This window comes from Aggregatilinea sp. (assembly GCF_036822615.1).
Lineage (GTDB): Bacteria > Chloroflexota > Anaerolineae > Aggregatilineales > Aggregatilineaceae > Aggregatilinea.
Genome location: NZ_DAISHJ010000067.1, coordinates 1 through 26007 on the forward strand (window position 1 = coordinate 1; position 26007 = coordinate 26007).

The following is a 26007-nucleotide window of genomic DNA, read 5'->3' on the forward strand; positions in this document are numbered from 1 at the left end:
GGTCTCGCTCTAGTGTCCTGCCTCATCCCTTAAAAACCTACCCCTAAAAACCCCCAGCCCCTCTCCAATCAAGTTGGAGAGGGGAGACAAGCAGCGCCCAATGGGGTTTTGTAGGGGCGGGTTTATAACCCGCCCTGGTTTTAGCCGGATCTAGAAGCTAAAGAGCATCAGACCCGCCCCTATGCGATGTCGTATTTCGCGTCGTGATTTGCGTCTGGCTAACGGCTACACGTTACCTGCTGCCGGTCACCACTCCAGCACGCCTTCGATCAGCGGGCAGGCCTGCCCGCTGACGCGCACCATCTCCACGTTGCCGGGCACGCCGTCGATCTCGATGCCGAGGCGGCTGGGACGGTTGATCTCCAGCCCCTGCTCGGCCACCAGATGCGTCGTCGGCGGGGCAGCGGCGACGATGCCGTGCTCGATCAAATAGGCACCCAGGCCGCCTGTTGCCGATCCGGTCGCGGGATCTTCCCCAACGCCCAGCGCCGGGGCGAACATGCGGGTATGCACGTCTACGCCCGGCTGCGTCGTTTCGAGCGTGAGGACCATCACCGAGTCGTGGCAGTGCGTCTCGGGATCGAGTTCCGCAAAGACCGCGCCCAACGCCGCCGCGTCGATGCGATCCGCGCCGAGCGACTGGACGTCGGTCAGGGAGCGAACCGGGACGAACAACTGCCAGACGCCGCTGGAAACGACGCGCACCGGCCAGCCCGTGTCGAGGATGGCGGCGGGCGACAGGCCCAACGCGCGCGCCAGCCGTTCGATCTGCGCGTCACTGGCGGTCGCGCCGAAGACCGGACGCTGGTGATCCATCACGACCCGCGTTACGCGCCCGTTCTCGACGTACAGCGCCGCCGCGCGCACCCCGACGCCCAACTCCAACCGGGCGGTGGTAACCGGCTCGGTGAGCGGGATGCGGCCCAGGTGCGCCAGCATCCAGTGCGTGCCGACGACCGGATGCCCGGCGAAGGGCAGCTCGCTGGCCGGGGTGAAAATACGCACCTTGAAGTCGGCCTGCGGATCGGTGGGCGGGAAGACGAACGTCGTCTCGGACAGGTTCATTTCGCGCGCGATGCGCTGCATCTGCGCGGTGTCGAGGCCCTCGGCATCAGGGAACACCGCGAGAGGATTGCCGCCGAACGCCTGATCGGTGAACACGTCAAGCTGGTAGAACGTATAGCGTGGCATGGCTTGGGCCTTTCGGTGAGTGAGGTGACCTGCGTAGATAACGAAAACCCGCACCGTAAGAAACAGGTGCGGGCTGCGGTTCGAGCTAACAGGAAAGGTTTAGCCCTCGGGGAGCTTCATGCTTTCCCAGTCGCTCTTGCTGACGAACTTCGTCAGCATACGACCGTCCTTGGTCTTGCCACGAAGCCCGTAACGAGTCTGGCCGTTCTTCGTGGTGAATGTGGTCTTCACAACGTCCGATTCCGGAAGCGAGACCTTCTGACGAGTCTTGACGTCGTAGAATTCAACTTGTGCCACGGTTCGAACTCCTTACTAATGCCTAGTGCAAAGAATCTGGTAAGCACCGAACGAACCTTACGATTGATGATTGTACCATGTTTACGCGAGAGATGCACAACTCGTACGGGAAAATCACCCGAAACCGACGCTCTCCGTGCTCTCTGGTGTGCTCTCCGCAGCGTCTGCCGTGGCTTCCAGAATATTCTCGTCTGGGGCCTGTGTAGGTGGCAGCGGCGTGAACGTCGCCGTCGGCGGGCGAGCCGTGGGCGGCGAAGTGCGCGTCGGCTGCTGCGTCCAGGTGGGCACGAGCGTGCGCGTCGAGAGGGCCGTCGCGCTGGGCGCGGAGGTCCAGGTGGGCGGCAAGGTGACCGGCGTCGAGGACGGTCCTTCCGTTGCGGTGGGCCGTGGGGTGTCGCTCGGCGTCGCGGACAGATCGGGGGTCGGCGTACCCTGGGGCGTCAGCAAATGCGGGGGGAAGGTCGGCTGTGGAGAGCCGGTATCGTCGTTCCCACCGAATACAGACAGGATGATCGCCAGCGCAACGACCAGCACGAGCAGCCCGCCCAGGATGAACAGGACGTTGCCGTAACTGATCCGTGGGCGTGGGCGAGCGGGGGCGGGTTGGGCAGGCGGGCGGGCAGCAGTCTGCGCCCCCGCCGGGGTCGTACGCCCGGTCAGCTCGCGGTACGCCTGCTGGCTGGTAGGGTTGTTGGGGTTCAGAGCCAGCGCACGCTCCAGATACGTGATGCGCGCGGCGCGATCGGTCGTGACGCTTGCCAGCCACAGCCAGGCCAGCTCGAGTTTGGGATCGGCGGCAACGACTGCTTTCAAACGCTCGCGCGCTGCGTCTCGCTGGCCTGCGCGGGCCAGGGCAATCGCCTCTTGAAGCTGGGTGTTGAGGTCAGGCATCGTCGTTCCCGTTTCCCAGGGGGCACCATACCAGTGAACTCACATTGTACTCGCGTAGGACGCAATGCTACAAGGGGAGCGCCTCGCGTGGCGACAGTACATTTGTATCATGACACGAGTCTGGCAAAGCGCCCACTCCGCGTTACAATCGGCGTCGCACATCAACGAGTATTTGAGGAGAATCTGCCCGTGGAGAATCAGGGGAAAACGACCTTGGCACAAGAAGATCCGCGCACCACACAGGAAATCTTCGGCGACCTGTTCGGCGGGCTGGCAACGCTCGGCGCGCGGGGCGTGGACGGTCTTGTGATCGCCAAAGCACTGGCCCGTCTGCTGATCCAGCAGGGGATTATCAAGAAGGAAGTCTTCATCGAGACGATGCGTGAAGTCGCCAAAGAGGAACTGGAAGAGTCGGACGAGATCAACAACTTCCTGACCGCGACCTTCACCGAGATTCTGGGCCAGCTTCAAGAGCGTGCGGAACGGACGCGCGGCGAGCAGGGACCGGTGTCGTAACCGTTTCCGCGATGGCTTGTTTGATGCCGCCACTTGAAGTCGATCTCCAGAGCATCGCGGCGAATGCTGCTTTGCGACGGGACGATAACGAGGCGTTTGGCTATTACGTCGATACGGTATGCGAGCGCGGCGACTGGACCGACAACGGGCTGGATGCGCTGGTCGATCGGGTGGCCGCCGAGGTCACTGCCCAGATCGACTGCACGGCCTGCGGGAACTGCTGCCGCGCTCTGACCGTGGGCCTTACGCCGGACGATATCCCGGCGCTCTCCGGCGCGCTGCGCCTGCCCCCCGAAGACGTGATCGCGCAGTACGTTGATCGTGTCGGGGCCCGCGACGAGGAGGAATGGGGCGTCTTCCGCGCCCATCCCTGCGCGCTGCTGACCGGTAAGCGCTGTTCGATTTATGCGGCGCGGCCCCAATCATGCCGCGACTACCCGGCTTTTACACCCGATTTCCGCTACCTGGCCCAGCCGATCATCGCGGGGGCAGGGCTGTGCCCCATCATCTACCACGTGATCGAGCGCCTCAAGATCGAGCTGGGCTGGTAGCCCTCATCACGCCTTTACACTGTACGCAGCACGTCAATTTTTGTAATGTGCCGTTTCTTAAACCCCCTTGAAGGGTTCTAACACTCGCTATGTCCTGATAAACCAGATCCGAACCGGATAAGGAAGTCTTCATGAGTGTACCGACTGCCCGCCCGCCTGTTATCGTCACCGATGGAACCTGCGATCTCCCGAAAGCCCTGACCGAACAATACGCCATACGAATCGTGCCGCTGCGCATCCTGTTTGGCTCAGAGACTTACCTCAGCGGGGTCGAGATGGATCTGGCCCAATTTGCGGACCGGCTGGCGGTTCAGGATGTGCATCCGACCAGCTCGCAGCCGACCGTGCATGACTTTCAGACGGCCTACGAGGAGTTGGGTGCAGACGGCACGCCGATCCTTTCGATCCACCTGAGCGAGCGGCTGAGCGGGACGATCAACGCGGCGCGGCAGGCCGCCCGCAATTTGCCGCATCTGGCGATCACGATCTGGGACAGCCTGACGATTTCCGCCGCGTTGGGGTTGCAGGTGCTGACCGCCGCCCGCGCCGCCAGCCAGGGGTATTCCGTCGAGCAAATCCTGCCACTGCTCAAGGAGACGTACGACAGAGGCAACCTGCTGTTCGGCCTGGACGATCTATCGTTTCTCATGCGCGGCGGGCGAATCGGATCGGTCAAATATCACGTGGCCCACGCGCTCAACATCCGCCCCGTGATTTCGGTGAGCAAGTCCGGCCCGGAGACGGGCACGTATATTTCGGTGGGGCGCGTGCGCAGCCTGGAGAAGGCGATCAACGTGTTCGTCAAGCACATCGCGGACGAGGTCGGCGAGGGGGCGAAACTGCGGGCGATGATCTTCTACGGGATGTCCCCCACGCCGGAACTGGCGGACGTCCTGGCCAGCAGGCTCCAGCAGATGTTTGACTGCGTGTTCCTGAAACAATCACCCAGCACGCCGGTATTGGGCGTGCACGTGGGCACGAAGGCGATCGATATCGGGTACGCGTCGGGCGACTGGACGGTGTAGCCGCGCCGCACGCGGTGTAACACGTGAAGCCGGTTCGCGGGGAAACCTCACCCCCGGCGAAGACAAGCATGTCTCGGCGGGGCCGATAACCGTAGGGGTAGAGCTTGCTCTACCCGTTTTTGACTTAACGGGCGATGCAAGCATCGCCCCTACGAAAAGCGCGCGAGCCCATTTTTCACTTGAAGGGGCAGTTTCATGCGCCCTCAAGGATCGGGCGACGCTGCGCCGGGTGGATATAAAAAATCCCCGCTCATCAGGGCGGGGATTTTTGCTGTTATCGGGTGGAACGGTCCGGCTAGAACTGGCTCATGAACTGCTCGAGCGGGGTCGCCTTGGCCGGGTCGGTGGTGCGGCCCGTGCCGTGCAGGTTCACGTTCAGGTCCGGGGTCTTGAAGCTGCGGCCCGGCAGTTTTTCGGTCTGCTGCGGCTGGAGGAACTGTTCCAGGTCGCTCTGCTTGGCCGGGTCGGTGCTGCGGCCCGAGCCGCGCAGGAAGAGGGTGTCGCCACCTTCAACCTCGATGGCACGGCCCGGCAGTCCGCCGAAGCCACCCAGCCCGGTCACGCCCGAGGGAGCCTGCGGCGCGCCGTCGGAGACGGTCAGCGTGTAGCTGCCAGCGGAGGTGCCTTCATCGATGCCCGCACGGGTGGCGATGATGACGTAGGTGCCGGATTCGGGCAGACGGATCGAGATCTGTGCGTCGTAACCGCTGGCGCCGCCGCCGCTGTCGTCATCTTCCGCGATGATGTTGCCCTCGGCGTCCATGATACCCAGGTAGGCGTCCAGGCCGTCGGTGCTGGTCATGGTGATGGTGACCTGGGTGTTCGCGGTGCCCGCAAACTCGTACAGGTGCACGAAGGTGGCGTTGTCGAGCGCACCCGTGACCGGGGCGTTGGCCATCACTTCGCCCATCGCTTCCACGCCCGCCGGCGTATTCTGGTTGTTGACGGGATCCGGCTCGGACGGCGTATCGGTCTGGCCCATATAGCCCGCGATGAGCACGTAGTTGCCCGTGGTGTTACCGACATCCAGGCCCGCGCGGCTGGCGATGATCATGTAGGTGGCGGTTTCGGGAACGGTCAGGGACAGGGCCGAGTCGTACATGCCGCCGCCCTCGACCTGCGAGCCGCTGTCGTCGTCTTCGACCAGGACATCACCGGCTTCCGTCGCAAAGATCAGGTACGGGTCGAGGTTGCTGCCATCGGCGAACATGCCCAGGATGAATTCCTGGCCCGCTTCAAGCTCCACCGTGTAGACATGGGCGTACGAGTCGGCGGCAATCGCAGCGCTGTAGGTCTCGCCCAGTGTAAGGTCGCCGTAGTACCACACGCCCGCTTCGATCAGTTCAGGCTCGGTGACGGTGGTGGTCGTGGTGTTGGTCACGTTCACGTCCGTCGGGCCGGTCCCGCCCTGAAGCTCCAACTGATACTGGCCCTGGCTCGTGCCGGTGTCCAGATCGTAGCGCGTCGCAATGATGGCGAAGTCACCCGTCGAGGGCAGGCTCATGTCGATCATTGCGTTCGAGTTGCCCGCGCTGTCGTCATCTTCCGCGATCACTTCTTCGCTCGACAGCTCGATCAGGCCCACGTAGGGGTCGAGCACGCCGTCGCCGGTCATCACAATTCGCACGCGGTCGCCCTGCGTGCCGGAGAACTGCCAGATTTCGAAGTAGTTCTTGTTGGTGATCGAGCCGGTGACCACGTCACCGTATGCCATAGTGCCGCCCTGTGCATGCGCTCGGGACAGCGTAGGGGTGAATGCGAGCGCCATCGCCACAATCAGCAGAGCGCCCACGATCCGGGTAAGACGTTGCTTATGCATTGCCACTTCCTCCTGTACCTTTTTGCAGCGCATAGTCATTGGCTGTCTGCCGCTCATTATAGTCGTGCGGTCCCGCAGCGCAAGATGGTTCCAGGTCGATTAAGACTCCCATGAATGCGACCTAGGTGCGCTTGACCGAATGGTTAGTCCCAGTGTCGCGCAGTAGCGTGACCACAGCGTGACCGAGGCGGAGTTTATACAACGCTGATCGATGTTTTTTACCGGTTCTTTGCAAAACTGCCGCTTTTGCCCCCGAAATGAGGGGACGAAGCGCCGGGGTTGGTAGGGTATACTGAGCGCATTATCCTGGCGCATTGGAGTGCACCTGAATGGCCCGACGACGACGAACACCGGTTCCTGCCGCGCCCACACCGCAGTATGCGTGGGCATTTGACGCCGAGGGCCGCGCGATCCCGATTGCTGACGCCGTGCGGGGCGGTTTGTATCACTGTCCGCTGTGCCAGGGCCGCATGGTGGCGCGGCTGGGTGGCGAGGTGCGGCATCACTTCGCGCACGAGGCGCTGACCGCCTGCCCGGCGGACGAAGTTGCGCGGGCAGCGGCGGTCCGCTGGCTGTTGAACCGCTTTCAGGACTGTTTGACGGCGCGGCAGGTGATTACGACCAGTTGGACGTGTCCGTTGTGCGGGCAGGTGCACGGCGCGAACCTGCTGGCGGGCGTGGTGAGCGCGGCGGAACACGTCGTGCAGGGCGATCTGCTGGCGGGCGTGGGGCTGCTGGGCGCGGATGGGGCGCTGCGAGCCGGAGTGGTTGCAGTGACGCCCGACGTCGAGCTGGTGGCGGCCTATGACCGGGCGGGCACGCCATTGATCGTGATCAATCCGGCGCAGATGTGGCGGCCCGGGCTGGATCTGCCCGCGCTGCTTTCGGGCGCGACGATCTACGGCGGGCTGTGCGTGACCCGGCAGGCGGCAGTCGGGAAGGGCATCATCGCGGACGAGGCAGGGTTGCGGCGCGCGCTGCTGGACGGGGTGACTTTGCCGCCGCACCGGTTCTTTGGCCCGCTGGATGCCGAACAGGGCCTGGAACACGTGCTGGTGCTGGGACGGCACAGGCTGTGGCTGCCTCCGGCGGTGTGGCTGCGGGTTGTGGGCGGGGTGCGGCACGTGATCGCGCCCGGCGTTTCGATCCTGTCGCAAGAGTGGCCCCGGCTGGATGACAGCACCGTCGCGTTGTACTACATTTCCGCCCGGCAGTCGCACGCGGTCGCGGTGCGGCGCTTCGCGCCCGGCGAGATGGTCACCGCACGGCTGGCGGATGCCGCGTTCCGCACGCCGCGTATGTCCGTGTTGCAGCTTGCGCGCAGCCTCGCGGAAGGGTGAGCGGGCGGCGGTCAGCAAAGGCACAGGCTCACCTCACCCCCGGCTCCTCTCCAACTTGATTGGAGAGACAGTCAGTGTCTGGTGTGGGGGGTAGGGGCAATTCATGAATTGCCCCTACCGGGTCACTACTCAGTTTTTCACCGTCAGTTTTCCCCGGCGCACTATTAAAGCAGCGTGCACAACGCCTGCCGGATCTCGCCCAGGTGATAGGCGGTGTGCACCAGGATCGCCAGCGCGCCGGAAACGGCGTCGTCGTTCTTCCACGTTTCCTCGTTTGACAGCGTGCCGCGTACGGCCCGATAACTCTCCCTGAGCCGGGCCTGGCTGGCTAACCATTCCTCCGCCGTGACGAGGCTCACCGTGCGCCAGATCTCGCCCCAATCCACATTTTTCACGTCTTTCCCCATCAGCACGTCATTCAGTATGTCTAGATAGAAGCGCACGTGCTCGACCTGGGCGGCGAGCGTCGCGCAGGTAGACGAGACGGGCTTCGAGGCCGTTTCGGCGGTGATGCCTGCCAGCGTTTCAAACAGCGACGTGCCGCGATCGAGGTAGATGCCCTGCACCTGCTCGAACGTCTCGTCGAGCGTTTCGAACAGCGTTGCGGTGAATTGTTCCAGCGGGATCGAAAGGGACATGAAGCCTCCGAAATTTGCCTCGCAAAACGGTCTGTCAAAACAGAGAAAGCTGCCCGTCGCTATCGCGGGCGAGGCCGGACGGATCCAGACCGCCCGCCGTGTTGTGCGCAGCGCGGATCGGCTCCGGCAGGCGGTAGCGTGTCGTGGTGCGCAGGACCAGCTCGCGCGCCGTGTCGAGCGTGGCGCGGTGGCCGGGCGAGATGTAGACGGGCTTGACGTTGTCGCGCGTGCGCAGCATAACGCCGATGGTGTCGCCCTTATCCTGAAGCGGCACCCACGCGCCTTTGCCGGGCGGCAGCTCCGCGTGCTGGCCGATCAGCCACGATTTCGCGCAGCCGACCGTGGGTACGTCGATGAACAGCCCGACGTGCGACGCGATCCCGATCCGGCGGGGATGGGCGCGGCCCGCACCGTCGAAGATGAAGACGTCCGGCGTGGCGTCGAGCTTTTGCATCGCGTCCAGAATCACCGCGCCTTCGCGGAACGACAGCAGGCCGGGGATGTACGGGAACGGCGTCGGGATGCTGGCCGTGACCGCCTCGACCAGTCGCAGATCGGGATAGGTGAGCACGACCACGGCGGCCTGACTGACGTTGTCTTTCACGCTGACGTCCACGCCGCCGACCAGGGTCAGCGCGTCGAGCGGCAGCGGCTGCGTATCGATGACCTGCACGGCCAGCTCGCGCTGGAGCTTGATGGCATCCGCGGGGGTGAGATCCCAGCCGTGCAGCGGGTGAATGGTAACGGGCATGATGACCTTCTGAATGCAGGGTTAGCGATTAGCAAGCGCAAACGAGGCGAGAGCGTCGTTTGATATTTGGGGGCGATTCACGGCCCGCCCTGGAGCGCCCTCGTCCATACCGATCCTAGCCTGCCCCCGCCAAAACGCCTATGCACGATCCGTCAGGGATCGTATCAAACGCGTAAAAAGTGGCGCAGGGCGTTGACAGCCGCCCTAAACAGCTTATAATGGTTTTGTGAATGAACGTTCGTTCATTTATTCGCCAGCGGAAGGAGCGGTATGGACGAGGCGACCAGCAAAGGTGACCAGGCGCGCACGGAAATTCTCGAAGCGGCGCGCGATCTGTTCATCAAAAACGGCTATAACGGCACGAGTATGCGTGCCATTGCCCAGGCCGCGGGTGGCCGGGCGGTCGGGGGGCTGTACAACCACTTCAAGACCAAAGAGGAGATCTTCAGCGCCATCATCGAGGAGCAGAACCCCTACGACGACTTGATGGCAGCCATCACCGGCACAGGCGAGATCGACACCGCGCCGGACTTCATCCGCGCGATGCTGGGACGCACCCTGCGCGTGATGCCCAAGCATTACGACTTCTTCCAGATCACGCAGATCGACCTGCGCGAATTCCAGGGCGCGCACCTGCAGCGCGTGCTGCAAACGCAGTTGGTGCCGAACATCCTGACCATGATTGCCCGCGTCAAGGATCTGCCGGGCCTCAAGCCAATCGATCCGCTGGGGCTGATGCGCCTGATGGGGTCGGTGGTGCTCGGCTACATGGCGACGCGCACGCTGCAGCCGACCGGCCTTTTCGACGACCGGAGCGAAGACGAGTGGATCGCGCTGTATACCGAGATGGTGCTGCACGGGCTGGCGGACGCGGATCCGGGAGAGGAAAACGGCGCATGAATGCATACACTCCGGCGCGGTCGTTTTTAGCTGCGAATGGAAAGCTGGCGGCGCGACATCTGCGCTTCCCACGTGGACGGATCGGGCAGGGGCTGGTCATGGAGGACGGGCGCAGCTTCACCATCTTCCGCGAGATCCGCGCCGTGCTGTTCGAGCATCCGGCGGAGGGCGCGACCTTCCGCGTGCGGTTTCGCGTGGCGGGCATGTCGCCCGCGCAAAACAAGCGTTTTTCGCTGCTGCCGATCCCGTTTTTCGCCGGGCTGCCGGGATTCCGCGCGAAGCTGTGGGCGCTCGATGAGGCAAGCGGCGAGTTCCAGGGGCTGTACTGGTGGGCGACGGTCGAAGACGCCGAACGTTACGCTCATTCGTTTGCGATGCGATTTATGACGCGCCGTGCGGTTCCGGGGTCGGTTGCGGCGGTGGTTTATCCCGGCCTGCACCCGGCGCTCAAGGAGATACAGGTACGATGAGTTATGCAGTTGAGATCAACAACGTTCACAAGCGCTTCGGGCGCATCCACGCGCTGCGCGGCCTGTCGCTGAACATCGAGCGCGGCATGACGTACGGCCTGCTGGGGCCGAACGGCGCGGGCAAAACCACCCTGATCCGTTCGATCATGGGGCTGGTCAAGCCGGACGAGGGTCAGGTGAAGGTGCTCGATGCGGTGATGCCGAGCAAAGACATCATGCGGCGCGTGGGCTATATGACACAGTCCATCGCGCTGTACGAGGACCTGACCGTGCACCAGAACGTCGCGTTCTTCGCGGCGATGTACGAGCTTGAGGGCGACCACGCGCAGGCGATCCGCGAGGTGCTGGAGCTGGTCGATCTGGCCGACCGCGCCGACAGCCGCGTGCGCGAGCTTTCGGGCGGGATGCAGCGGCGCGTCTCGCTGGCGTGCGCGCTGGTCCACCGGCCCGACGTGGTGGTGCTGGACGAGCCAACCGTCGGGGTCGATCCGCAGCTGCGCGTGCAGTTTTGGGATCACTTCCACCAGCTCAACGCGCAGGGCGTGACGCTGATCGTGTCCAGTCACGTTATGGACGAGGCGGAGCGCTGCGACCGGCTGGGATTCGTGCGGCACGGGACGCTGCTGGCGGAAGGCAGCGCCTCGGAACTGTTGGAGCGGGCGGGCACGCCGACGCTGGAAGAAGCGTTTTTGAAGTACGCCGAGCAAGGTCCGGCACAGTAGTAGGGACTGAGGATCAGGAATCAGGGATCGGTGAAAAGCTGACTCCCTCATGGAGGCATCAATCATGTCGTTTCGTCGTGTATTTCCCCTGGCGCGCCGGGTGATCCAGCAGCTTCTGGCGGATCGCCGCACGCTGGTGTTGATTTTTCTCGTGCCGCTGGTCGTGCTGACCGTGGCGGGCGTGCTTGTGCGCCTGGAACCGGACGAGATCCGGCTGGGCGTGGTGATGGAAGATGAGGGCGCGGCCCTGCCCGTCGGTGGGGGCGGCGACGCGGTGAACCTGGGCGAGCGGCTCACGGACAGTCTGGGCACGCTTACCGAGAATCTCAGCGTGCAGCAGTTGGACGCCGCCGAGGCGCAGAGCCGGATCGAAGACGGCAAGCTGGACGCGATCATCACGCTGCCCGCCGACTTCACCGCGCAGACGATCCAGAATCGCGCCGTGACGCTGGACGTGGAATACGAAGGCTCGAACCCGAAGGTCGCGCAGATGTTTGACACGCTGCTCAACCGCGCCGCCGTGCAGGCGATCGCCAGCCTGAGCGCGGTCAGCACAGGCAGCACGCCGGACGTCACCGTGCAGGCGACGTACCTGTACGGCAGCGCGGAGTTCGACCAGCTCGACTACCTCGCGCCCGCGTTCATCGGCCTGTTCGTGTTTATGTTCGTGTTCATCCTGACCAGCGTCGCGTTTTTGCGCGAGCGCGTGGCGGGCACGCTCGAACGGCTGCAAGCCACCCCGATCCGGCAGATCGAGATCATCGTCGGCTACATGTGCGGCTTCGCGGTGTTCGCGCTGGTCCAGGCGCTAATCATCCTGATCTACACGATCTACGGGCTGAATGTGCACTACATGGGCAGTTTGCTGGTGGTGTTCGTGGTCGAGCTGCTGCTGGCGCTGATGGCGGTGAACCTGGGCGTATTCTTCAGCACGTTCGCGCGCAACGAGTTCCAGGTGGTGCAGTTCATCCCGCTGGTGGTCGTGACGCAGGTGTTCCTTTCGGGCGCGCTGTGGGCGGTCGAGGATATGCCGGGGTGGTTACAGCCGATCGCGTGGCTGATGCCGCTGACGTATGCGAACTATGCCCTGCGCGACGTGATGATCAAGGGCTTCGACCTGATCCAGGTCGGCGGGTACGTCCTGGCGCTGGTCGGGTTCGCGGCGGCGTTCGTGCTGCTCTCGGCGCAGACGATCCGGCGGCAGGCGGTGGGGTAAGGACCGCGCTGCACCGTCTTCAGTTATAATGGAGTGCAGCGAAGTCAGGGAGATGTGCCGCGATGTCTGTTGGAACGCAAATGACCGTCGAAGTCTTCGACCAGATTGCTACGCGCGCGGAAAACGCCGACCGGCGGCTGGAATACGTCGGGGGAGGGATCGTCGAGGTGGTGTCGAACAACTATGCGTCGGCGGTCGCAGCACGCATCCTGGTGAAAATCGGCAGTTACGTCGAGGCGCACGGGTTGGGCTACGTGACCGGCGCGGACGGCGGCTACCGGGTTTCCGGCGAGCGGTACATCCCCGACGTGGCGTTCATCTCTACGGCCAAACAGCCGGAGCCGTCGCGCGAGGCGTACAATCCGCAGCCGCCGGATCTGGCCGTCGAGGTGCTGTCACCGACCGACTCCGCTGACGTCGTGCGGTTGAAGGTGGCGAACTATCTCGCAGCGGGCACGCTGGTCTGGCTGGTGGACCCTGACGCAAAAACGGTCGAGGTGTACCGGCCCGGTCGTCCGGCGCGCCGCCTGACGGGGTCCGAGATGCTGGACGGGGATGCCGTGCTGCCGGGCTTTACGCTGGCCGTGGGCGATCTCTTCCCGGTGTGAGGGCAAACCGGCGAGTTCTGAGAGGTAGCACACACAAAGGCGGACCGAATGGCCCGCCTTTTTTGTTACGGGTTACGCAAACACGCCGGACAGGCTGATCGCGAGGGCGAACAGCGCGGCGACATAGCTCAGGAATGCGGCATAGAGAGCGACCGTCGATACCCCGGAGTGAATCCACTGCCGCCACGACATCACGCGCTCATTGGGTGGCAGTTGGTTTTGGTACAGCGGCGTGAACTTCAATCCCCGGAAAAGCGCTTCGGCGAACATCCCGACCACTATCGTGGACATCATGACAATTGCAAGGGCCAGCACAAGAAGCCCTGTATCAAGGTGTTGTATCATGGCGATGGTATCAGAATGGCCGGCGTCGTGGATGACTGCAAACTGGATGACCGGGACCGCCAGAAAGATGCTGTGGAAAAAAGTCAGGTTAAAGGCCTGCTGCCGGTACTTTTCCGCTCTACTTGCAGGTAGCCGGAGCACAGTTGGCATGGCGAGGGACAGCACGGTGGAAAGTGCGGTTCCGATCAGCACCGCCGAAACGATCAGCACCGTGAGGGCAATTTTGCTGACCAGCGTGCGGTAAGCCGAGGCCGGATAGGATACCTGGAGGAGCAGCAGCGCGATCAGGCTCAGGACGCCCCAGAACTGGGTTTCAACGTAGGACCACGGGAGTTTGTTTCGCGCGGCGAATGATGCCCGGTCAAAGCTGTGCACGGCGGCTTTATACAGCCCAAAGCTCACCAGCGAGGCCGTGACGGCGGGCAGCGGCGAAACGTGTAACAGCAGCAGTCCGGCGAAGAGATAGCCGCCTGCGAGCAGCGCCAGCGGCCCGTACGTTGCCGCCAGGATCGCGCGATGTAAGGCGAGTTCGCGCCTGGGAATGCTGTGAGTCAGCGCAAAGGTTTCCAAGGGGGTAGGGTCGAACAGATACCAGGACAGGATCGCCGCGCCTTCTTCGACCGCGGGGCGAATGTCGATCTGCTGTTCAGGAACGCCGGTTTCCGGGCTACGTTTGCCGCGCTTGTGCTTATTTTTTCCCCCAATTCGGCGTAGCCCTGAACCAGCTCGCTTTCAAGCTGCCGGATCAGCGCTTCCTGGGTTTGCGTGATGGCATAGGATGAAGAGCCATGCTTGCCGGAAAAGTTTGTATGAACCGGGCGGCGCTTCGTTTTGCGACCGAGGCGCGCATCCAGCTCGGCCAGCTCGGCTTCGAGGGCCTCGATGTGCTCGGCCTGCATCTCGATCAAACGGGAGGAGTGGGTCATGGCAAACGGTCGATTCGGTCGTGTAAGCGGTTAATAGCGCAGCAATGTTGCCTGGATTCTTTATACGCGATTTCGCCGGGAACTGCCTGAAAACAGGCTGACGTTGAGATGACAGGCAGCAAAAAAGGCGGACCGAATGGCCCGCCTTTTGAGCGCACAAAGAGGGGAACGGCGCTACTTGTTCTGGTAATACGCGATCAGCGCGTCGGCAAGCTGCGGCAGGCAGCTCGTGTAGTCCGCCCAGGGCCACTGCTCCCCGATGTTGAACAGGTGGAAGCCCTTCACGTACGGATCGCTTTCGAGCAGGTTGGTGTACTGGATCATGTCCCGCGTGAGGTCTTCGCAGGTCATCAGGTGGAACTGCGTGCCGCTGCCTTCGCCCGCTTCGGTGATGTAGATGGGCAGGTTCGCGGCGGCGGGCAGGGTTTGCAGCAGCCGGTCGTAGAAGATGCGATGCCGGAAGGCCAGCCACACGTCCGTCACGGAGATGTATTTCAGCTCTACGTCGCTGTAGGCGTGCATCGAGATGCCGTGGGTGCGTCCCGGCTGGCAGGGGTTATCGACGGCGTACTGGTAAGCGGGCAGCAGCTCGTCGAACTCGTCCATCGACGGGTTGCCGCCGGGGAACGAGAACAGCAGCAGGCAGCGGCCATCGACGGCGGCCTGGCGCATCATCTCGATCGAGAAGCCCGCCAGCCAGCTCAGCTTCATGGTGCACTCGTTCATGTACTCGTAGTAGTCGGCGTTGACCATGTCCCACTTGGGATCAAGCTCCGAGTACCATTCCTGCGCCGCCGCGACGGGGTCCGACTGGCTGTCGAAACCCTTCGGGCATTCGGCCTGACCGCCGGTTTCGGTCGTGATGCTGCGGTAAACCGTCACGGTTTCGGGCGAGATCGCCTTGACGTGCGTGAGGATCTGTTCCGTGCCGCTGAGACCCTTCAGCGTGCCGAGCGGGATGCCCGCGTCGTGCAGCTTCTGGACGAAGGCGTACACTTCGTCCTCGCTGGTCCAGTTGACCATGTGCAGGCCGAGCAGTGTCTTGTTGACTTCCGCGCCGGTCATGATGTCGCAGGTGCGCACGGAGTCGAGCTGCGCGTAGAGCGTGCCGCCCACGTTGAGCGGCAGCCAGCCCTGGTCGGTGTTGGCCCACGTGCCGCCCCCGGCGTCGGTGAACAGCAGATTCACGATTAGCTTGTTCGCCATCGTCGCAGACGCGGTGATTTCGCTGTTGAGGTCCGGGTTGGCGTACAGATTCACCTGGGCCGCCTGGACGATGGCCGGGCAGGCCTGCGGCGCGTCGATGGTGGGCAGGGGCGAGGCCAGCGGGCCGGGCGTGTAGTCCGAGCCGACAATAGGGCCGTAGTTCGCGCCTGCGGGCGTGACGATGGTCGGGCGCGGCGTGATGATGTACTGCGTGGCCGTGGCGGTCGGCTCCTGTGCGACGGCGACCGGCGCAGTGATACCCTGGTCGATCAGGACCGTTTCACCGCTGGCGGGAGCGTTTTGTGCCGCTGCACCACGCACGTCAGGCGTGGCTGGCGGCGCGGTTGGCGTGACATACACCGAAATCGGCGTCGCTGAGCCGCCACAAGCGGCCAGCCCGATCGCTGCGACAGCGAGAACGATCAACACGAGGGGAAGTGTGCGTTTTTTAGTCATACGAGAGAGTTTATCGGTCAGGGCAGGCCGTGCCAAATTCCACAACCGGCGATTGCACGACGATTGGCCCCTGCGGATCGCGCGGGAATCAAAAGCGCCGGGTCTGGCGGCCCGGCGCTGAATGGTGCATCGACGTGTTATTTGGCGTCTTTGTTGTGCCCGTGGATCTGGATGCGGCGCGGCTTCGATTCCTCCCGCTTGGGCAGGGTCAGGTTGAGCACGCCGTTCTTGAAGTTGGCGTCCGCCTTTTCGGCGTTCACGTAGTCGGGCAGGCGCAGGCTGCGCTTGAAGCTGCCAAAGCTGCGCTCGCGGTAGTGGTAGCGCTCGCCTTCCTTCTCGATGGTGTCACCCATCTCGCCGCTGATGGTCAGCGTATCGCCTTCCACTTCAACGTTCACCTTGTCGGGATCGATGCCCGGTAGATCCACGCGGATGGTGACGCTGTTTTCGTTTTCGACCACGTCCATCGCTGGGGCCAGCGTGCCGGTGCCGGTGTCACGGTCGAACATGTTCCAGGCATCCCGCCAGAGCGATTCCCACATCTCGTCGAAGGTGCGGGGAGTGGTGGCGCTGCGACGTTCCGCCAACGAACGAGGGTTATAACGTGTCAGGTTTGCCATTGTTGTCACTCCTTCGCAATTTCATACCAACTCAGTTTGTTTTCTGTATCGGGTCCATCCCGTTGACATCTATAAGGATCGCACCGCTGTGTAAGAATCAAATCAGCGCAACATAAGAAATATTTCTGCGATACGTCAACGTTGCGTCAGAGGGGAAAGCAGTCGTCAGTCGTTAGTCGTAAGTTTGAAGTGATTAGTGAGAGGCAGGAGCAAGGGCGGAAGGGCAGCGGTCGGCAGTCCGCAAAAGCAACCGCGACCTCACCCCCGGCCCCTCTCCAATCCGGGTTGGAGAGGGGAGACGAGCGGATCGGGCGTGGTTTTGTGGAGGCGCGCGAAAAAACGGGGCGAATTGCGCATTCGCCCCGGTGAACCTGCCGAAATGGGAACGGAAATCGCGTTAGCGCGTGGCGCGGCGCAGGCGCATCCGCGAGGTTTGCGCCTTCAGCTCGCCCATCGGAATGATCAGGCCTGCGACCAGACGCATCACTGCGCCCAGCAGCAGCACGGCGGTGAGGCTCGCGCCCATGTTCACCAGCTTGCTGCCTGCCATCGGCGCGACGAACAGCGCCAGCGCGACAATCTGGTTGTAGAGCGTCGAGTAGCGCGTCAGGTTTTCACGCGGGGACGTCTCGCTGAAGTAGTTGAAGATGTTGATCGCGGAGAGCGTCCATGACGCGCCGGACAGCGCCGACGCGGGCAACGTGACGTACAGGTTATTGGCCAGCGCCAGCACCAGCGCCGCCACGCTCGCGCCCAACATGCCAACGCCGATCGCGGAGCGCGTGCCGATCTTACGGGCGATGCGCGGGCTTTGCGTGGCGATCATGGCCGCCGCGATCAGCTCGAACAGGCCGAAGATGGACATGAAGCCCTCGTCCGCGCCCAGGTCTTCGACCAGCCGCAGCGGGATCAGCGCGTTTATGGTGAAAAACGCGATGTGGCTGGTCACCGCGACGAACGCGATGCGCTGGAATTCCGGCGAGCGCAGCAGCCGCCAGGACGAGGTCGAGACGGCCAGGATCGGCTCTGGCGACAGGATCTTCACGTGGTTGACGTGCAGCAGGCTGACCATCACCAGGATGAATGCGATGACGTACATGATCTGGTAGCTGAGCGGGAACGGCCCTTCTTCGAGCAGGAGGCCCATGCCCACTGTGCCGACCGCGACGGTGATGTTATAGAAAAAGGAGCGGCGGCTCATCAGCGGCGAAAGCTGCCCTGTCTCCGTGCCTTCGCGCAGGATGACCAAAAACAGCACCGACGAGATGCCCTGCGGCAGCGCGGGCAGCGCCACCGAAACCACCAACCAGACCGGCTGCCACTCGCGCGGGAAGAACGGCGTGAAGGCGGGCAGCAGAAACGTCAGGCGATAGAACAGGCCGGGCCAGAACAGCGCCGCGACGGTGTCGGGGAAGCGCTTGCGCCACGTCGCCGCCAGCGACGAGGAGAGCATCTGGAAAACGAACGGCAGCGCCGTCAGCCAGCCAAGCAGCATCGCGTCCGCGTCGAGGCGGATGGCGTAGACGGACAGGAAGCGCGACAGGGCGGGCGTCGCCAACCCAAAAAAGGCAACGTCAAGGACAAGATGCCGGAAATTGTCGTTCGCGGTAGTCGTGGACGGGGACTGCTGAGGGTCCATATCTATACAACAGGCCCGCCAGGCGGGCCCTCACTCCTTGTGTGTTAAGATGGTGGAACGTACTGTCGAAAGCAATACCATATTGCTCCCATAATAAAACCCCCAATAATGGGTGGGGGTTATCATCCGCAACACACAATTCCAATTTTCGTATAGAAGAATTGAATCAATGATCGTCGCAGATGTCAACGCTGTCAAGTGTGGGACTTGGGATATAGGTCCCAGATTGCACATAATCTACAAGACCTTTACTGTACGCTCGATAAGGCGATTGTTATAATCACACGTTTGTCGATGGGGGAATCTATGCAACTCGCTGCCATGAAAGTCGCCGTTACCCTATGAGCAATTCACCTTCTGCTTCGACTCCGCACGAGAAGCGCACCTTGATTGCCTGGATCGCGGCGCATCGTGGCCGCATCTGGAGCTGGATGCGTATCATCATCGCCGCCGTGCTGATGATCTTCGTCATCGAACTCGTCAGCCGCGACAGCGACAAGCTCCACGACGTCAACTGGAACCTCATCCCGATCGCCTGGGGGCTGACGCTGACGAGCACCGTGGTCAAGGCCGTCCGCTGGGGGCTGCTGGTGCGCCAGAGCCGCATGGACGTTTCGTTCCGGCGGCTGCTCGGCACGTACTTCGTGGGCGCGTTCTTCAGCACCGTGCTGCCGACCTCGGTGGGCGGGGACGCGGTGCGCGCCGTGGATATGGCGTCTTCGACCGGGCGCGTGGCCGACTCGACGTCCTCCGTGCTGATCGAGCGCGGCTTCGGGCTGCTGGCCGTGATCGGATCGGGCAGCCTGTTCGGGCTGTTCATGGATTCCGGCGAGGTGCCGCTGGCGTTTATCCTGGTCATTCACGCGATGTTCATCGCGGGGATCGTGGGGATCGTCGTGCTGCGGCAGGGCTGGTTCATCGATCCGCTGGAACGCCTCATGGTCCGCGTGAAGCTGGGGCGCTTCGTGCCGAAGGTGCGCAGCATGCATACGGCGCTTTCCGGCCACCTGGGGCGCGCGTCGGTGCTGTGGCAAATGCTGCTGTTGTCGATCCTCGCCAACGCGCTGACGATGGGCGCGACGTATCTCGTGCTGGTCGCGGTGACGGACCCGATCCCGGTGGCGGCGTTCGTGCCGATGATCGCGCTGACGACGACCGCCGAGCTGATCCCGATCTCGATCGCGTCGCTGGGCGTGAAGGAATCGGCGTACGTGTTCTTCCTGGGGCTGGCCGGGGTGGGCAGCGCCGAGGCCGGCATGATCGCGCTGATTATGCGCGTGCTGACGTGGGGCCATGCCCTGCTGGGCGGGATCGTATTCCTGGGCCGCAGCGTGCGCACGACCTCGAAGGACTCGCAGACGCAGACCTCGTAACTGCAATTTACGCTCCCCTGGCAGCGGAACAGTGTGCCAGGGGAGCGATCTCCGGCGCTCTATACATCCACGGTCGGCTTTTGTTTGCGCTTCATCTTCCCCTTGTCGAGCCATTCCGTTGTCGGTTCCAGTCCCACCAGAATATCGCGGCCACTACCGCCGAAATCGACGTAGTGCGCCAGATAGGTGCGGTGGCGCTCCAGCACGAGGTGCAGGCGCGGCGATGTAAACGTGAAAGTGTGCTTTTCCAGGCGCGTGATCCCGTTTTCGGTCCACATGTCATTCAGTTGGCCGAACCGGTTTACATTGAGGTGTGCGTGCACGACCCTCGCCGTTGGAAGTGACTCCGCCATGTCCTTCAGCCTGTGGCTGTGCCTGATCCAGTGACCTACTGCGACCAGCCACGTGCCGGTTATGAGTACATTGAATGCGTCACGCTCAGGATTTCCGCCGCTGGCACGATAGAGTGTTGAAACGAGCAGCACTGCGGCGAACGGCAGAATGATCAAGAAGCGCGTCGCCGTTTCAACGCGCTTTTGTAAGCGATGGATCTGGGTAGCACTGAGTCTACCCCAGCGATTCATCATGAGGTCGGCGGGTGTGGCGCCGAGGATTTTGGCTAGGTGGGCCAGATGGCGATCTGGAAAGCCGGTGTCCATTGCATAAACTTTCGGTGACAACACGTTCAGCCGTCGATATTTCCACGATACAACATCCGCTCGCCTGCCGCCTGACAGCCGTACGACAGCCGCCTGACGCTGCGCCCTAACCTGTGCTATAGTGTCTGTTGAAAACGCCAAATGGCGCGTTTCTTGTTGCGCCCCCACCGTGATAGAATGGGGTTAGAAACTCGGTAGAAAGGGAATCTGGCCGATGGCTCAGGGTGGTGGATTCTGCGAGCGGCACGGTCCGTTTGACCCCCCACACCGCACCTGCCCGTTTTGTGCATTAGAGGATGACCAGCGCCGCCTGTACGGCCCGCCGTCTGCGGGACCGGCGCGCGCGGCTGCGGCGTCGGCGGAAGCGCCCGCCAGGGAAAAAGCGCCCGAACCGGATCGGAGCGAGCCGGATGAGCCTGGCGAGCCGTTGGGGCTGACGGAAGCGGCCCCGGTGGACCTCATCGAAGAGGACGCGCCGCCGGATCGCGCGCAGCCACTCGGCTGGCTGGTGGTCAAGCAGCCGGTCGACAAGCGGGGAACGATTCTAACCATTGGGCCCAACCAGAGCATCGGGCGGGAGGCGGACATTCGCTGGGACGATCCCGGCCTGTCGCGCCAGCACGCCCGCCTGACGCTGGAACCGCCCGAAACCGCGCCGGACGCGCCGCCGGTGTTCCACCTGTGGCCGTTTGCGCCGACAAACCCGGTCTACATCAACGAGCGCGAGATTCGCGGGGCGACTCCGCTGCGTGAGAATGACGAAATTCGGTTGGGCAACACCTTATTTGTTTTCAAGACATTGACGGACTGAGGTTGTCATGGGTCAGACGCCATCCCTCCTGCTCGATGTTTCCGTCGCCATGGACACCGATCCCGGTCGCCAACGCAAAGGCAACCAGGATGCCATCGGCCAGATGGTCCCCTCGGACCCGGAAACCCGCACCCGCCTCGGCCAGCTTTTCGTGCTGGCGGACGGCGTCGGCGGGCTGTCGGGCGGGGATCTGGCGGCACAGTACGCCGTCAGCACCATCATCAGTAGCTACTACGAGCAGGAAAAGGGCGATCCGCAGGAACGGCTGGCGCGCGCCATCGCGGAAGCCAATCAAGTCATTTACGCCGAAGGGCAGGACCAGGAGACGCCGCGCACTATCGCCACGACCGTGGTTGCGGCGGTCATCCGCGGGCGCGAGCTGATCGTGGGCAACGTGGGCGACAGTCCCGCGTTTTTAATGCGCGATGCCAGCGCGCGCAAACTGACGACGGATCACACCGTCGAAACGATGCGGCGCGAGGCAGGGCTGCCTGTGGATGAGCACGATCCCGCCGGGCGCAAGCTGGCGCGCGTGCTGGGCAACGCTCCCACGGTGAAAGTGGACATCATTTCCGGGCCGGTGCGTGACGGCGACTGCGTGGTGCTGTGCAGCGACGGCCTGACGCGCTATCTGGAGCCGGAGGAAATCGAGCAGACGGCGGCTACGCTATCCCCGTCGCGCTCGGTCAAGGCGCTGATCCAGATGGCGAACGAGCGCGGCGGCGCGGATAACATCTCCGTGATCGTGCTGCGCCTGAGCGACGATGCCGTTCCGGCAGGGGCTGCCGCGTCTTCGCTGGATGCGTGGGATCTGTCGGCGCCGGACCAGCCGCACGCCGAAACCGGGCTGGCGCCCCTGCCTGAGCGCACGACGGGCAACGGCGTATCGGCGGCGCGCGCACGCCGCCGCGAGCGCGAACTGCGGCGGCAGCGGGGAGAGTTGGAAGATAACCCGCTGACGGAGCTGTGGAAGCTGCTGCGCGGCAACACGGTGTCTACGCTGGCGGCGCTGGTGGTGCTGCTGGTGGTGTTCTTCGTGATCATGCTGCTGGTGAACAACCTCGGCGGCGACGACGAGCCGCGCGTGATCGTCGTGCCGGGCGGGACGGAGGAAGCGCCCGCGTCGGGCGGATCGAACGATCTGACCGCGACCGCCCGCGCGATCAACGCGGCGACCGCGCAGGCCCAGGCCATGCAGACCAACGACGCGATCCAGGTGCAGGAGGCCAACCGCGCCGCGACGTCCGCCGCCCTGACGCTGACTCCGGCTCCGCCCAGCGGCCCGCAAATGGTCAAGGATACGTGGTTCCGCGTGCTGGATGGCGATCCGATCCCGACATTCACCGATGCGAACATCAGCGCGGAAGCCGCGACGGCGCTGGACGCGGGATCGGCGTATCTGGTGCAGGAAGTGGATTCGACGTCGCCCAACGGGCCGTGGTATTGGGTGGTCGATAACCTGGGATCGGAACTGCGCTGGGTGAACGGGCCGAGCTTGCACCAGCGTATCGTGGCGATTTCGGCCAGCGGCGATCCGCTGCCGGACGATCAGCAGCCGCAGGACATCGCCCCGCGCGACGCCGCAACGACGCCGCAGCCGCTGTCGCTGCCGCCTGCGAGCAGCACGGAAGCCGCCGTCGAGGGCACGGAGCCGCCCACCGAACCGACGCCCACCTCCGCGATTCCGTACGCGGCGGAAGTATGGGAAGCGGGCGTGACGGTCGCGGTCAAGGAAGACCTCGCGCTGCGTGATATTCCCAGCCTGCTCGGCATGGAAGTGACGACCGCCGTCACGGGCGAGACGGGCACGATCGTGCAGGGGCCGAGCGCCGCCGACGGCCACTGGTGGTGGCAGGTGCGCTTCGACGAGGAGCGGATCGGGTGGGTCGCGCAGCCGCTGCTGGGATATGCCGGGTAGCGCGCGGCGGGGTTACGAAAACGGATAGTGGTAGGGGCGGGCGCAGACTCGCCCCTGTTTTTTACGCCTTCACGCCGCATCACTTGACCGGACTGCGACGTGCATGTTACGCTCTTCAACAGCCACACCGCCCGCATGGATCGCCGGAAAGCAGAAAGGACCGGGCATCATGGCCGTACAAGCGCCCCGCCTCACCGCAGAGGAATTTGAACGCTTCGCCGCGCTGCCTGCCAACGCGGATCGCCGCCTGGAGTACATCGGGGGAGAAGTGATCGAGGTGGTATCGAATCAGGTGTCTTCAGCGTTGGTGTACCGGATCGGCCTGTTCATCGGCATGTACCTGATGCAGCACCCGCACGTCGAGGGCTTTGTCACCGGCTCGGACGGTGGGTACGTGATCGCGGGGGAGCGCTACATCCCGGACGTGGCGTTCGTGTCTAAAGCCCGGCAGGCCGCGCCCTCCGACCGGCCTTACGGCCTCGTCCCGCCCGATCTCGCGGTCGAGGTGCTGTCGCCCACCAACGATCCCGACGCCATGATGACCAAGATCGGCAACTACCTGGCCGTGGGAACCGTGGTGTGGGTGGTGAACCCGCCCAAGCAGACGCTGCACGTCTTCGCACCGGGGCAGGCCGTCAAGCCGCTGGGCATCGACGATACGCTGAACGGCGGCGACGTGCTGCCCGGCTTCACGCTGGCGCTCAAGGATCTGTTTGCGCCCGCCGAGTAAGCACGTTTACCCCTGCCGCCAGTCGAGCTTACGCCCCACCGCCCACAGCGACACAATCAACAGCAACGCCAGCACCAATAAATCCACGCCCAACGGGATGCGGTCGGACAGGCCGAGCACCGTCTGGCGCAGCGCGGACGCGGCATACGTCGCGGGTGAGAGATAGCTGATCGTGCCGATGATGGGCGGCAGGCGATCCAGGGGGATGATCACCGGGCCGAGGCCAACCAGCACGAACGTGATCAGCGAGCTGACGTTGCCCACATTTTCCGGCGTTTCCATCGACAGGCCGATCAGCGCGCCCAACCCGCACAGCGACGTCCCGATCAGCGGCACGACGACCAGCAGCCACGGGCTGATCGCCAGCGGCAGATCGAGGATCAGCGTGCCGAACGCCAACGTGAGGATCAGCGAGGGCAGGGCCAGCGCCAGGAACGCGATCACCGTCGCCACGATCAGCGCGCTGCGGTAGATCGGCAGGGTGGCGAAAAAGTCGAGCCGCCCCACCGCGCGCATGTAGGCGAAGTGCGCCGCCACGCGGTCGAACGTGCCGAACAGCAGCGACATCACCATGTTTCCCGTGAGAATGTAGGCCAGGGCGACTTCGCCGCTGTCCCGCGCGAAGAGGCCCAACGCCGCCGTCGATAGCAGCGGCGCGACCAGCCCCGTCAGCAGCGCGCCGCGCCACGACCAGCGCCAGTTTGCCAGTTGAATCAGGATCAGATCGCCCAACTGGACCCAAAACGGCTGCGTGCGTTCCTTATAACCTGAGGTGAGGAACATCGTCAGGCGACCTCCGGCACGGGGGCGGCGTTGTGGACCAGCGCGAGGTACAGATCTTCGAGCGTGGCCGTGCTCAGGCGGAAATCCTCGACCTGCCGCTCCGTTTCGATCTGCGCGACGTAGGCCAGCGCCGCCGCGCGCTCCATCACCAGCAGCCAGTGTCCCGGCCCGATCTCGCGGGCTTCGACGGTCGGCGGCAGCGTGGGATCGGTCCCCGGTGGGAAGGTCAGCTCCAGGCGCAGGTGCTCGTTGAGGCTGGCCTTGAGCGCGCCCGGTCGCCCGACGGCCACCAGCCGCCCGGCGCGCATGAAGCCGACGCGCTGAATCACGCGCTCCGCTTCGATCACGTTGTGCGTCACCAGGATGATCGTCGTGCCGCGCGCGTGGTTGAGGTCGTGCACGACGTCCCAGACGTGACGGCGGTGTACCGGGTCGAGGTCGTTGGTCGGCTCGTCGAGCACCAGCACGGGCGGCGATGCGGCAATGGTCGTCGCCAGCAGGGCCAGCCGCCGCTGCCCGCCGCTGATGCGGGGCACGAGACGGTCGCGCGCGGGGCCGAGATCGAGCAGATCGAGCAGGCGCTCGCGCTCGGCTTTGGCGTCACGGCGGCTCAGGCCGCGCAGGTGCGCCGTGAAATAGAGCGTTTCGCCCACGGTGAGGTTGTTCAGCGCCATGCCGTTTTGCGGCATATAACCGACCATGCCCGGCACGTACAGCGGCGCAAGGCCGAGCGGCTGCCCGAACAGCCGGATCGTGCCGCGCGTGGGGGCGAGCAGATTCGCCATCTGGCGCACCAGCGTCGATTTGCCCGCGCCGTTATCGCCCAGCAGCCCGAAGATCTCGCCCGGCTCCACCGCCAGCGAGATCGCGTCGTTGGCGGGTACGGTCTGCCCCGGATAGATCTTGGTGACGTTGCTGACTTCGTAGACGGCGGTCATTCCGCCTCCCTGTGCGTGAATGCGGTGTCGTTCAGCCCCAGTATAGCGGCAGAAGCATTGCACGCGGAGGAACTGTCAGACAGGCGCGGGCCAAACGCACGCTGTGCCGCTCACGATGTTTTGACGCCAAAAGATTTGTTGCAGTAGAATAATCCGCATGGACGAGATACTTTCCCTGCGTTTTGACGGCTGCATGGCGACCAACATCGAGCAGGTCTACCGCCACCTCGAACAGGTCTACGAGCGATTGATCAGCCCGTTGGGATTGAGCGTGCTGGAATGGTATGCGCTGCGGGCCCTGTACGCCGAGGATGGCGTCACCGCGTCACATCTCGCGCAGACGGTCTGCCGCCATCCGTCCTCGATGACGGCGCTGCTGGATCGCATGGAAGAAAAGGATCTGCTGCGCCGCCAGGTGGACGAACACGACCGCCGCAGCGTGCGTGTCTTCCTGACCGATCGGGGGCGGACGCTGGAACCGCAGGTCCTGTCGGTGATTGCGCGGCTCGAAACGCTGCTGGATGAGTCCCTGACCCCCGAACAGCTCGAAACGTTCCAAGACGTGCTCTGCGCGCTGCAAAACATCGACCTGCCGCAGATCCCCTGAGCGCCGCTGACCTGCCCCCAGACTCTATACCACTCATAAAGTGAGACTCCGGGCGGTGGTG

General features: G+C 63.8%; 28 protein-coding genes. 14 read left to right on the plus strand and 14 right to left on the minus strand.

Annotated elements, in window-relative coordinates:
• Nucleotides 1–246: 246 nt before the first annotated feature.
• The 3 genes from V7116_RS16735 to V7116_RS16745 all read right to left on the minus strand — a co-directional run bounded on the left by V7116_RS16735 (nt 247) and on the right by V7116_RS16745 (nt 2379).
• Complete coding sequence (locus tag V7116_RS16735) at nt 247–1191, minus strand: PhzF family phenazine biosynthesis protein (RefSeq protein ID WP_324393099.1); 945 nt, start codon at nt 1189–1191, stop codon at nt 247–249.
• Nucleotides 1192–1290: 99 nt separating this feature from the next.
• Nucleotides 1291–1488 (minus strand): hypothetical protein, encoded by a 198-nt coding sequence (locus V7116_RS16740; protein ID WP_324393100.1) that lies wholly within the window; start codon nt 1486–1488, stop codon nt 1291–1293.
• A gap of 114 nt (nt 1489–1602) precedes the next feature.
• Complete coding sequence (locus V7116_RS16745) at nt 1603–2379, minus strand: hypothetical protein (protein WP_324393101.1); 777 nt, start codon at nt 2377–2379, stop codon at nt 1603–1605.
• A gap of 213 nt (nt 2380–2592) precedes the next feature.
• Here V7116_RS16745 and V7116_RS16750 point away from each other — a divergent pair, with 213 nt between their 5' ends.
• From V7116_RS16750 to V7116_RS16760, 3 genes are all read left to right on the plus strand, one after another.
• Nucleotides 2593–2895, plus strand: coding sequence for a hypothetical protein (locus V7116_RS16750; protein WP_324393102.1), 303 nt, complete (start codon nt 2593–2595; stop codon nt 2893–2895).
• A 23-nt stretch (nt 2896–2918) separates the two neighbouring features.
• Entirely contained in the window at nt 2919–3446 is a 528-nt protein-coding gene (locus tag V7116_RS16755; RefSeq protein WP_324393103.1) for a YkgJ family cysteine cluster protein, read from the plus strand.
• A 131-nt stretch (nt 3447–3577) separates the two neighbouring features.
• Nucleotides 3578–4471, plus strand: a complete 894-nt coding sequence (locus V7116_RS16760; RefSeq protein WP_324393104.1) for a DegV family protein — start codon at nt 3578–3580, stop codon at nt 4469–4471.
• Nucleotides 4472–4766: 295 nt separating this feature from the next.
• Here the strand turns inward: V7116_RS16760 and V7116_RS16765 are convergent, their stop codons facing one another.
• Nucleotides 4767–6290, minus strand: coding sequence for a PPC domain-containing protein (locus tag V7116_RS16765; RefSeq protein ID WP_324393105.1), 1524 nt, complete (start codon nt 6288–6290; stop codon nt 4767–4769).
• 329 nt (nt 6291–6619) lie between these two features.
• On the opposite strand from V7116_RS16765, the gene V7116_RS16770 reads away from it, so the two are divergent.
• Nucleotides 6620–7630 carry a competence protein CoiA family protein gene (locus V7116_RS16770; protein WP_324393106.1) on the plus strand — a complete coding sequence of 337 codons (1011 nt, stop codon included), beginning with the start codon at nt 6620–6622 and terminating at the stop codon, nt 7628–7630.
• Nucleotides 7631–7794: 164 nt separating this feature from the next.
• Here the strand turns inward: V7116_RS16770 and V7116_RS16775 are convergent, their stop codons facing one another.
• Both V7116_RS16775 and nfi read right to left on the minus strand, forming a co-directional pair.
• The gene (locus V7116_RS16775; RefSeq protein ID WP_324393107.1) at nt 7795–8268 is read right to left on the minus strand and encodes a hypothetical protein; all 474 of its coding nucleotides are present in this window, start codon (nt 8266–8268) and stop codon (nt 7795–7797) included.
• Nucleotides 8269–8302: 34 nt separating this feature from the next.
• Nucleotides 8303–9019 carry a deoxyribonuclease V gene (gene nfi, locus V7116_RS16780; RefSeq protein ID WP_324393108.1) on the minus strand — a complete coding sequence of 239 codons (717 nt, stop codon included), beginning with the start codon at nt 9017–9019 and terminating at the stop codon, nt 8303–8305.
• 270 nt (nt 9020–9289) lie between these two features.
• Between nfi and V7116_RS16785 the strand changes: the two genes are divergently transcribed.
• From V7116_RS16785 to V7116_RS16805, 5 genes are all read left to right on the plus strand, one after another.
• Nucleotides 9290–9919, plus strand: coding sequence for a TetR/AcrR family transcriptional regulator (locus V7116_RS16785; RefSeq protein ID WP_324393109.1), 630 nt, complete (start codon nt 9290–9292; stop codon nt 9917–9919).
• Nucleotides 9916–10389: a hypothetical protein gene (locus V7116_RS16790; protein ID WP_324393110.1), complete on the plus strand. Its 474-nt coding sequence runs from the start codon at nt 9916–9918 to the stop codon at nt 10387–10389. The genes V7116_RS16785 and V7116_RS16790 overlap by 4 nt, the downstream gene beginning before the upstream one ends.
• Nucleotides 10386–11111, plus strand: a complete 726-nt coding sequence (locus V7116_RS16795; protein WP_324393111.1) for an ABC transporter ATP-binding protein — start codon at nt 10386–10388, stop codon at nt 11109–11111. Before V7116_RS16790 ends, V7116_RS16795 begins: the two co-directional genes overlap by 4 nt.
• A 64-nt stretch (nt 11112–11175) precedes the next feature.
• A complete protein-coding gene (locus V7116_RS16800) occupies nt 11176–12327 on the plus strand; it encodes an ABC transporter permease (protein WP_324393112.1) in 1152 nt (383 codons plus the stop codon).
• Nucleotides 12328–12389: 62 nt separating this feature from the next.
• Nucleotides 12390–12935, plus strand: coding sequence for a Uma2 family endonuclease (locus tag V7116_RS16805; protein WP_324393113.1), 546 nt, complete (start codon nt 12390–12392; stop codon nt 12933–12935).
• A gap of 72 nt (nt 12936–13007) precedes the next feature.
• On the opposite strand, the gene V7116_RS16810 is transcribed toward V7116_RS16805, so the two are convergent.
• The 5 genes from V7116_RS16810 to V7116_RS16830 form a co-directional block, all read right to left on the minus strand.
• Nucleotides 13008–13850 carry a hypothetical protein gene (locus V7116_RS16810; protein WP_324393114.1) on the minus strand — a complete coding sequence of 281 codons (843 nt, stop codon included), beginning with the start codon at nt 13848–13850 and terminating at the stop codon, nt 13008–13010.
• Nucleotides 13832–14206 carry a hypothetical protein gene (locus V7116_RS16815; protein ID WP_324393115.1) on the minus strand — a complete coding sequence of 125 codons (375 nt, stop codon included), beginning with the start codon at nt 14204–14206 and terminating at the stop codon, nt 13832–13834. The genes V7116_RS16810 and V7116_RS16815 overlap by 19 nt, the downstream gene beginning before the upstream one ends.
• A 174-nt stretch (nt 14207–14380) precedes the next feature.
• Nucleotides 14381–15868: a hypothetical protein gene (locus tag V7116_RS16820; RefSeq protein WP_324393116.1), complete on the minus strand. Its 1488-nt coding sequence runs from the start codon at nt 15866–15868 to the stop codon at nt 14381–14383.
• 137 nt (nt 15869–16005) lie between these two features.
• A complete protein-coding gene (locus V7116_RS16825) occupies nt 16006–16488 on the minus strand; it encodes an Hsp20/alpha crystallin family protein (RefSeq protein ID WP_324393117.1) in 483 nt (160 codons plus the stop codon).
• A gap of 397 nt (nt 16489–16885) precedes the next feature.
• Nucleotides 16886–18127 (minus strand): MFS transporter, encoded by a 1242-nt coding sequence (locus tag V7116_RS16830; RefSeq protein WP_324393118.1) that lies wholly within the window; start codon nt 18125–18127, stop codon nt 16886–16888.
• A 341-nt stretch (nt 18128–18468) separates the two neighbouring features.
• Between V7116_RS16830 and V7116_RS16835 the strand changes: the two genes are divergently transcribed.
• Nucleotides 18469–19500: a lysylphosphatidylglycerol synthase transmembrane domain-containing protein gene (locus V7116_RS16835; protein WP_324393119.1), complete on the plus strand. Its 1032-nt coding sequence runs from the start codon at nt 18469–18471 to the stop codon at nt 19498–19500.
• A 59-nt stretch (nt 19501–19559) separates the two neighbouring features.
• Here V7116_RS16835 and V7116_RS16840 read toward each other — a convergent pair whose 3' ends face one another.
• Nucleotides 19560–20159, minus strand: coding sequence for a hypothetical protein (locus V7116_RS16840; protein ID WP_324393120.1), 600 nt, complete (start codon nt 20157–20159; stop codon nt 19560–19562).
• A gap of 214 nt (nt 20160–20373) precedes the next feature.
• Between V7116_RS16840 and V7116_RS16845 the strand changes: the two genes are divergently transcribed.
• The 3 genes from V7116_RS16845 to V7116_RS16855 all read left to right on the plus strand — a co-directional run bounded on the left by V7116_RS16845 (nt 20374) and on the right by V7116_RS16855 (nt 23618).
• The gene (locus V7116_RS16845; RefSeq protein ID WP_324393121.1) at nt 20374–20970 is read left to right on the plus strand and encodes an FHA domain-containing protein; all 597 of its coding nucleotides are present in this window, start codon (nt 20374–20376) and stop codon (nt 20968–20970) included.
• Between the two features lie 7 nt (nt 20971–20977).
• Nucleotides 20978–22888 carry a PP2C family protein-serine/threonine phosphatase gene (locus V7116_RS16850; protein WP_324393122.1) on the plus strand — a complete coding sequence of 637 codons (1911 nt, stop codon included), beginning with the start codon at nt 20978–20980 and terminating at the stop codon, nt 22886–22888.
• Nucleotides 22889–23057: 169 nt separating this feature from the next.
• Nucleotides 23058–23618 carry a Uma2 family endonuclease gene (locus V7116_RS16855; RefSeq protein WP_324393123.1) on the plus strand — a complete coding sequence of 187 codons (561 nt, stop codon included), beginning with the start codon at nt 23058–23060 and terminating at the stop codon, nt 23616–23618.
• Between the two features lie 6 nt (nt 23619–23624).
• Here V7116_RS16855 and V7116_RS16860 read toward each other — a convergent pair whose 3' ends face one another.
• Nucleotides 23625–24401, minus strand: a complete 777-nt coding sequence (locus tag V7116_RS16860; protein ID WP_324393124.1) for an ABC transporter permease — start codon at nt 24399–24401, stop codon at nt 23625–23627.
• Nucleotides 24402–24403: 2 nt separating this feature from the next.
• Nucleotides 24404–25339, minus strand: coding sequence for an ABC transporter ATP-binding protein (locus V7116_RS16865; RefSeq protein WP_324393125.1), 936 nt, complete (start codon nt 25337–25339; stop codon nt 24404–24406).
• Nucleotides 25340–25496: 157 nt separating this feature from the next.
• Between V7116_RS16865 and V7116_RS16870 the strand changes: the two genes are divergently transcribed.
• On the plus strand, nt 25497–25946 hold the full coding sequence (locus tag V7116_RS16870; protein WP_324393126.1) for a MarR family winged helix-turn-helix transcriptional regulator: 450 nt from the start codon (nt 25497–25499) through the stop codon (nt 25944–25946).
• Nucleotides 25947–26007 lie beyond the last annotated feature (61 nt).